Consider the following 8,502-nt stretch of genomic DNA (forward strand, 5'->3'; position numbering starts at 1 on the left):
ATCAGCGACAGGCCCGCCTCCCCGCCACCGCCCTCGACGAACTCCACTTCGCGTCCGGTCAGGTGCATGCAGACCTGATGGAGCGGAATCACCAGCGCGCCGGCGCCCGGGTGGTAGGCCGACGCCTGCCAGTTGTGGCCGCCGTAGAGGCTCGGGCAGGCGGGCACCCGGTCGCCGACACCCGCGTCGCGGATGTCCTGCCGGTAATGGACGCGTCCCGTCTCCCGGTCGATCGACTCATAGATGTCCTGATAAACCGTCTCGCGTAGATCGACGAGCGCGCCGGTCCGCCGGTCGAGCTTCCAGAGGATGCCGTCCTTGCCGATGGTGAACAGCCACTGGGCGCCGTCGGCGTCGACCAGCACCCGCTCGTAGACAATGTCGAGATCGAGGGTCTCGCCCGGTGCATGCTGGAAGTACCACTCCACCTGCCCGGTGCGCGGATTCAGGGCAAGCGTCGAGTTGGTGTAGAGCGCGTCCTGCCGCGTCGACATGCCGCGGCTCGCCGCCACCCAGGGCTTCGCCTGCGCCGTGCCGATGTAGAAGAGGTCGAGCTCCGCGTCATAGCTCCCCGGGATCCACATGTCGCCCCCGGCCCGCAGATAGGGCGGCGTGTCGCCCCACGACGCGTCGTTGGGATCGCCCGGCAGCGCGATGGTCGACGTGCGCCACAGCTCCTCGCCGGTGTCGGGATCGTGGCCCGTGATGAAGCAGGTCTGCTCCTTGTAGCGCTGGCATCCATTGATGCCGCTCACGACGACGCCGTTCGCGATGACCGGCCCGCCGAACTGCATGAAGCCCTGGGTGTAGTCCGCCTTGACGGTACGCCACACCTCCGTCCCGGTCCGCGCATCGAGGGCGACGAGGGCGGCGTCGTAGGTCGCGAGGAACACCCTGCCGCCGTAGAGCGCAAGGGTGCGGGTCGCCCCGTACTGGGGCGCATCCTCGGGCAGCGGCGAACGGTATTCCCAGAGGACGGTCCCCGTCGCCGCGTCGATCGCCTGCACCACGTTTCCCGGGTTCGCCAGGAACATCACGCCATCGTGCACGAGCGGCGTCGTCTGGTTGTTGCCTTCCCGGATCGCCAGCACCCACTGGAGCTGCAACTGATCCACGTTGTCGCGCGTCACCTGATCGAGCGGGCTGAAACCGTGGCTGTCGCGCGTCCGGCGCCAGCTCAGCCAATCGCCGGGTGGCGGGTCGGCGAGCAGGACGTCGGTCACCGGGGTCAGCCCCTCCGCCTCGCGGCTGACGAACCGCCTCGACCGCCGCCGCGGCGTCTCGCCCTCGCGCGCGGCCCGCCGCGCCTCATCGACATCCGTCTCCGAACCAATCAGGACACCCGCGTCGGCGGTTAGCGCCGTCCCACCCTCGCGCGCGCCGTTCACGTCGAGCATGTAGGCGACAAGGTTCAGGTAGACCGCGTCCGAGAGCGATCCGCCCAGCCCCGGCGGCATCTCGTCGCGGACGTAGGCGAAGAGCTCGTCGGTGGTCCGGCCCGCCCAGCCGTTCAGGAAGTCGACGCCGCGGAGCGGCGGCCCGTGCGACAACCCCATGAGCCCGGTCCCGTGGCACTCACCGCAACGGCGGGCATAGACGGACCAGCCGGCCGCCGCCTGCTCGGCCGTGAAGGCTCCGTCCGCCGCATCCTGCGGCCGCGCCGCGGCCAGAAGCGTGCCCGCCCCCAATACGCCGCGGGGTACCGCCGGAGTCGCGACGAGCGTGGCGGCGGCAATCAGCCCACCGGCGGCCAGTACGTGGAGCGGCCCGTATCTCATCCTGCGTCCACCACTGCTTCCGGATCGCTCAGCCGGCGGTGACTTCCTCGTATGCGGTTCCAATGTTGCGCGCGGGCTCGCCGGAGTAGTCCCCAAACCCCGGTAGCTGTTCGACCTGCGCGATCTCCTCGGCCGACTTGCCGCCGGCAATCCCCTGCTCGACGTACTCGAGGAGTCCGGCGAAGTAGTCGCGCATACCGAGCAGCACGCTCCCGGGGCCGGTAATAGGATGCCCCGGCCCCGCGTGTCCGAAGATGTAGGTAGTGTCGCTGTCGTGGTCCGCGACGACCTGCTCAAGGGTCGTAATCCAGTTGCGGATCAACGCACCGCCCGGGCGGTCGATGAACGGGTGACGGTGGTTGAACATCAGGTCGCCCATGTGAACGACATTGGCGTCCTCGAAGAAGATGACCCCGTCCCCGCCGGTGTGGGCCGGACCGTAGTGCCTTGCCGACACCTGTTGGCCCCCGGCGTCGAGACTCCAGTTCTCGTCGAATGTCTCGTCCGCGTATTCCTGGGCGGCCTCCGTGTCCCGCTGGACCGCCTGGCGCCGCTGCAGACCCGGCACGTTGGCGTGCGCGACGATCCGGTCGACCGAGGGCCGCAGCGTCTGGTTCCCGGCGGTGTGGTCACCATGGTGGTGGGTGTTGATGAGAACGTCGATCTGCCGGGGCGTGCGTTCGCCCAGGCCGTCGAGGAACATCTGGGCCGTATCCGCGAACTGGCTGTCGACCACCACGACGGCATCCGGGTTGATGAGCCAGCCCATCGTCCCGCCGCGGGCGGTGAAGATGCCCACGTCGCCGCGCAGGGCGGTGAATTCCGGCGTCGCCGGCGGCTGCGCGAGGAGCGGAACCCGGTGCAGCGCGGTCCCCACCATACCGACGGCTGACGTGACGATGAACTCGCGGCGATTCCACTTCATTTCGTGACTCCTCTCCTGCGGTGACCCGCCTACTCCGGCAGGGCGAACACATACAGGGCGTTGCCGCCCTCGGGCTGATAGATCTCCGGGCTCAGGTTCGCCGTGAGCGTGCGGAACACGCCGCCCAAGGCGGCGGGGACGGCAATGAACTGCCGCCCGCCCGCCTCGTACGTTATCGGGTAGCCGTGCGCCGACGCGGCGAGCCGCGTCTCCCACAGCACGTCGCCCGTCTCAATGTCGAACGCGCGGTAGTAGCGGGCCCCGTCGCCGGCGAACACCAGCCCGCCCGCCGTGGTAAGCGCCGACGTCAGAAACGGCGCCCGCTGCTCGTGGCTCCAGAGCTCCTCCATCGTCCGGACGTCATAGGCGGCCAGCTTGCCGGTGTTGCCGTTGCTGCCGGGCATCTCCAGTAGTTGGTACCGGCCCGCCGTTCCGCCGCCGCCCTCGATGAACTCCACTTCGCGGCCGGTCAGGTGCATGCACGCCTGGTGGAGGGGAATGACGAGGGCGCCGGCCCCCGGGTGGTAGGCCGACGCCTGCCAGTTGTGGCCGCCGAGGAGGCTGGGACAGGCGAAGACCCGCTGGCCGATCGCGATGTCCCGCAGGTCCTCCCGGTAGGTCAGCTCCCCCGTTGTCTTGTCGATCGACTCGAAGATGTCCTGGTGGACCGTCTCGCGCAGGTCGACGAACGCCCCCGTCCGCCGGTCGAGTTTCCAGAGGATGCCGTCCTTGCCGATGGTGAACAGCCACTGCTCCCCGTCGGCATCCACGAGCACCCGCTCGTAGACGATGTCGAGGTCGAGCGTCTCTCCCGGCGCATGCTGGAAGTACCACTCCACGCGGCCGGTGCCCGGGTTCAGGGCGAGGGTCGAGTTCGTGTAGAGCGCATCCTGCCGGATCGTCATCCCGCGGCTCGCCGCCACCCACGGCTTCGCCTGCGCCGTCCCGATGTAGAAGAGCCCGAGGTCGGGATCGAAGCTGCCCGGGATCCAGGCGTCGCCGCCCGCGCGCAGATACGGCGGCGTGTCGCCCCACGACCCGTCGTTCGGATCGCCGGGCAGCGCGATGGTCGACGTGCGCCACAGCTCCTCGCCGGTGTCGGGATCGTGACCGGTGATGAAACAGGTCTGCTCGGTGTAGCGCTCGCAGCCGTTGGTGCCGGTGATCAGCACGCCATTGGCGATGACCGGTCCGGCGTTCTGGCGAAAGCCCTGCGCGTAGTCCGCCTTCACCGTCGACCACACTTCCTCGCCGGTCCGCGTGTCGATGGCGACGAGCACCGCGTCGGACCTCGCCAGGAACAGCTTGTCGCCGTAGAGGGCCAGCGTGCGCGTCGGCCCGGCCCGGACGTCTTCCGGCAGTTGCGGGCGGTAGACCCAGATCACGTCGCCGGTGGCCGCGTCGACCGCCTGCACGACGTTCCCGGGATTGGCGAGGAACATCACGCCGTCATGCACGAGCGGCGTCGTTTGGTGGTTGCCGGGCCGGATCGCGAGCGACCACGCGAGCTTCAGGGCGCCGACGTTCTCGCGCGTTACCTGATCGAGCGGGCTGTAGCCGTGGCTGTTCCGCGTCCTGCGCCACGTCAGCCAGTCGCCCGGCGGCGGATCCGCCAGCAGCGCGTCGGTCACCGGGGTCAGCGCATGCGGCACCTCCCGGTTGACGAACCGGGTCGACCGCCGGCGCGGACGCTCACCTGCCCCCGCCGCGCGGCGGGCTTCCTCGACATCCGCCGCATCGCCGATCATCACCCCCGCATCCACCGTCAGCGTGCGCTCGCCGGGCACCGCGCCGTTCGCCTCCAGCAGGTAGGCCACGAGGCCGATGTAGGCCTGATCGCTGAGCGCGCCCGCCTGCCCCGGCGGCATCTCGTCCCGCAGGTAGGCGAACAACTCGTCGGTCGTCTGCCCCGCCCAGATGTCCAGAAACTCCACACCGATCAGGGGCGGCGCGTGCACCATCCCTTCCAGGCCGGTGCCATGGCACTCCTCGCACTGGACGCCATAGACCGACCAGCCGTCGGACGCCTGATCCGCCGTGAACGAGCCGTCGGCGCCCTGCTGCGCCGCGGCGGCGTGGACGGCCGGGGCCGGGCCCGTCCAGACCGTTCCGAACGCCCAGGCGGCCACCAGGGTGGCCGCAATGATCAAGGTAGTCGCGCGATGCGCCATGGTCGCTCCTCCCGGCTCCGCTCGGACACGCTGTGATCGGCGCCGCTCGCCCCTTATACCACTGCGTCCCCCGGTTGGCGAGCATCGGCATGCGACAATGGTCGCCCATGAAGAAGAAGACGCGAAAGACCTGCGCCGAGTGTGACCGCCACGAGACTGCGCCGCGCTGGATCGCAAGGCCGCCGGGCGCCCGCGTCAATCTGGAAGACAAGGAAGCGCTGTACCAGGTGCTCGCATGACCACCGGCATCCAGAAGTTCACCATCTTCGCCTGCGCCCTGCTCACGTCCTGGATCGTCGGGGCCACGGTGCCGCCCACCTGGATCGTTGACCAGGTGACGCTGGACGCGCGCACGGACGACGACGGACGCCTTTACTACCTGGCCGAGGGCGAGCCCGCCTACTTCGATCCGGTGCCGATCGCCGAGGCGCAGATCGATCCGGCGGTGGTGGACGGCTCGACCGACGTGCCGCCCGTGACCGAGGAGTTCGTCGTGGCGACCGAAACGCGCGACGGCCAGACCGAAACGGTCTACTACCAGCTCCGCGCGCAGCGGCACTGGGGCTACTTCTCGCTGCTGCCCGCCTTCGTCGCCGTGCTGCTCTGCTGGGTCACGCGCGAACCGGTGACGTCGCTCGGGGCCGGCATCGTCGCCGGGGCGCTGCTGCTCGGCCAGTACGACATCACCGGCGAGGTGCTGATCCCGTCGCTCTCGACCACCAACGCGGCCGGGATATTACTGCTCTACCTCTGGCTGCTCGGCGGGCTGATGGGCGTCTGGTCGCGCACCGGGGCGGCGCGCGCGTTCGCGGAGTTCATGACGCGGCGCTTCGTCCGCGGCCCGAGGAGCGCCAAGCTGGTCGCCTGGATGCTCGGCATCGTTTTCTTCCAGGGCGGGACGGTCAGCACCGTCGTCGTCGGCACCACCGTCAAGCCGATCGCCGACCAGCAGCGGGTCAGCCACGAGGAGCTCGCCTACATCGTCGACTCTACCGCGTCGCCCATCGCGTCGCAGCTCGCCTTCAACGCGTGGCCCGGCTACGTGCAGGCGTTCATCTTCGTCTCCGGGGTCAGCTTCCTCGCGACCGAAGGCGACCGGATCGCCTTCTTCTTCCGGAGCGTCCCCTTCTGCTTCTACGCGATCTTCGCCGTCCTCGGGACCTTCCTCCTGAGCATCGAGAAACCCCTGTTCCTCGGCAAGCGCCTGAAGGCGGCGATGGACCGCAGCCGCGCGACCGGCGAGCTCGACGACGCCGACGCCGAACCGCTGAGCGCGAAGGAGCTGCAGGGCGGCCAGGTGCCGGAGGGCTACAAGCCCCACGTCCTCGAGTTCTTCCTGCCCCTCATCCTGCTGATCGCCGTCGCCGTCGGCACGTTCATCGCCTACGGCTCGCCCAACGTGCAATGGGCGTTCGGCGGCGCGCTGCTGCTCGCCTCGGCCATGGCGCTCGGCAAGGGGATGGCGCTCAAGGACCTCCTGGCGGGCTATCACGACGGCATCAAGGGCGTCGTCCTCGGCTCGGTCATCCTGCTCCTCGCCATCACCATCGGCGGTATCAGCGTCCAGACCGGCGGCGGGGTCTTCCTCGTCGATCAGCTCGGCGGGAACATCCCCTACTTCCTGATGCCGGTCATCCTGCAGGTGATGACCATGGTGATCGCCTTCTCGACCGGCACGAGCTGGGGCACTTACGCCGTCGCGTTCCCGCTCGCGATGCCACTCGCCTGGGCCGTCGCCAACGCGCAGGGGCTCTCGCATCCCGAGCTGTTCATGACCGTCTGCTTCGCCGCCGTCATGGACGGCAGCGTCTTCGGCGATCAGTGCTCGCCCATCTCCGACACCACCGTGCTCAGCTCCGTCTGCACCGGCTGCGACCTGATGGACCACGTCAAGACGCAGATCCCGCAGGCGACCGTGGCGGCGCTGATGGCGTCGCTCTGCTGGACGTTGGTCGCGTTCTTCACGGCGTAGCGCAAGGTGCGCCGCCGGTGCGCCGGCCTGGTGCGCCGGCCTCCAGGCCGGCATCCTCTCAAACCGGCACCCCGCAAACGCTAGAACTTCAGCGTGACCGTCGCGTTCAACGTCCGCCCCATCAACCGAATGTCGTTCTCGATGATCTCGTCCTCGATGACCTCGAACTCCTTGTACCAGACGTTCTGCCGGTTGTAGAGGTTGAACAGGGTGAGGCTGAACACGCCCCGCATGGCGTCGCGGAAATAGAACTCGCGATTGATCGCCACGTCCAGGCGGTGGTAGGCGGGCAGCCGGCCGCCATTCTGGGATCCGGTGACGACGCGGTCGATGGTCCCGCCGAACGGAAGCTCGACCGGTTCCAGGCCCACCGGTTCCGTGTACGGCTTGCCGCTCGCGTAGATCCAGGTCTGGGAAAGGCGCCAGTCACCCATCTGGTGCAGGTTGACGAGCTTGATTTCGTGCCGCTGATCGTGCGTGGCGGGAAACGGCGCCGCCTGAAGGTCGGGGAACTGCTCCTCCACCTGGCTCAGGGTATAGCTCACCCATCCCGTATGCCGTCCGGATTGCTTCTGCAACAGCAGCTCGGCCCCGCGGGCAGTTCCCGTGCCCTGGTAGAAGAAGTCCTCGTAGTCCACGTCGTCGGAAGCACCGGCGAAACGGGGCGCGAACTGCGTCAGGTCCGTCAGGTCCTTGGTGAACAACTCGAAGTCGACGAGCACGTCGCCCCGTTCGTAGCTCGCGCCGCCTATCAGATGCGTCGCTTCCGCGACAGGCACCGTCGCACCGTCCGACAGGCTCCAGAACTCGCGGTTGCCCTGCAGTACGTCCTCGCGCGTGATGCGGTTGGTGAACTGGTAGTAGCGCCCCGCCGCCGTCTTCAGCTTGAGCTCATCCGTCAGGAAGAGGGTGGCGGCGAAGCGCGGCTCGGTGTACCAGCCGTTCGTCCGGTCGAAGTTGGTCGCGCGAATCCCGGGGACGAGGATCAGTCTCGATCCGATCAGCCAGCGGTCCTGGAGGAACGCCGCCGCCAGCCTTCCTTCCTCGTCCCGATTGAGCACGCTGGCGAGCACGCCGGCGCCCTCCCGGACGCCCCGCCCCGGTCCGGACATCAGGTTGTAGGAGAGCCGGTTCCCGGTAACCTCGACCCCACCTTCCAGCGTGTGGCCGACGCCGATCGTGATGGGCACGGTGGCCCTGAACGTGAGGTCCTCCACCTGATTGCCCTCGGAGGATGGATTGTCGTCGGAGCCGATTTGCCGGCTTCGATCCCGGACATCCCTGAACAGGGAATAGCCCAGGGAGACTTCGCTGAGCACGCCGGGGCGCCATTGCCGCGACCAGACGAGGCCGACGCCGGTGTTGCCGGAATCGCCCACGTCGGTGATGTCGAGAGTACCGCCGGGATCGAGCCCGCGTTCCGCCGGGTCGATGCCGCGCGCCAGGAGCCTCTCGAATAGCCCCTCCGGAACCTGAAGGGACCGGGAATTGTCGAGGTTGTCATTGCCCTTGTAGAGCGAGAGAGACACGGAGTCGGACGCCGACGGGTTGAAGAGCAGCTTGCCGTTGACGTCGTAGAAGCTGGACGAAGGCTGACTGCTGAAGGTCGAGAATCGCCCGCCGCCCCCCGGCCCGAACCCGCCGCCGCCCAAGGGG

General features: G+C 68.6%; 4 protein-coding genes. 1 reads left to right on the forward strand and 3 read right to left on the reverse strand.

Annotated elements, in window-relative coordinates:
* The 3 genes from F4Y45_01480 to F4Y45_01490 form a co-directional block, all read right to left on the reverse strand.
* Positions 1 to 1,778: PQQ-binding-like beta-propeller repeat protein (locus F4Y45_01480; GenBank protein ID MXY23176.1), on the reverse strand; the 1,778-nt coding region annotated here is incomplete at its 3' end.
* Between the two features lie 28 nt (positions 1,779 to 1,806).
* Entirely contained in the window at positions 1,807 to 2,703 is an 897-nt protein-coding gene (locus F4Y45_01485; GenBank protein MXY23177.1) for an MBL fold metallo-hydrolase, read from the reverse strand.
* A gap of 29 nt (positions 2,704 to 2,732) precedes the next feature.
* The gene (locus tag F4Y45_01490; protein MXY23178.1) at positions 2,733 to 4,874 is read right to left on the reverse strand and encodes a PQQ-binding-like beta-propeller repeat protein; all 2,142 of its coding nucleotides are present in this window, start codon (positions 4,872 to 4,874) and stop codon (positions 2,733 to 2,735) included.
* Positions 4,875 to 5,109: 235 nt separating this feature from the next.
* On the opposite strand from F4Y45_01490, the gene F4Y45_01495 reads away from it, so the two are divergent.
* On the forward strand, positions 5,110 to 6,846 hold the full coding sequence (locus tag F4Y45_01495; protein ID MXY23179.1) for a sodium:proton antiporter: 1,737 nt from the start codon (positions 5,110 to 5,112) through the stop codon (positions 6,844 to 6,846).
* Positions 6,847 to 8,502 lie beyond the last annotated feature (1,656 nt).

It is taken from the genome of Acidobacteriota bacterium, from assembly GCA_009838525.1.
Lineage (GTDB): Bacteria > Acidobacteriota > Vicinamibacteria > Vicinamibacterales > UBA8438 > VXRJ01.

Coding starts and splice junctions, on each gene's coding strand:
- F4Y45_01495 (MXY23179.1), top strand. CDS start 5,110: ATGACCACCGGCATCCAGAAGTTCACCATCTTCGCCTGCGCCCTGCTC.
- F4Y45_01485 (MXY23177.1), bottom strand. CDS start 2,703: ATGAAGTGGAATCGCCGCGAGTTCATCGTCACGTCAGCCGTCGGTATG.
- F4Y45_01490 (MXY23178.1), bottom strand. CDS start 4,874: ATGGCGCATCGCGCGACTACCTTGATCATTGCGGCCACCCTGGTGGCC.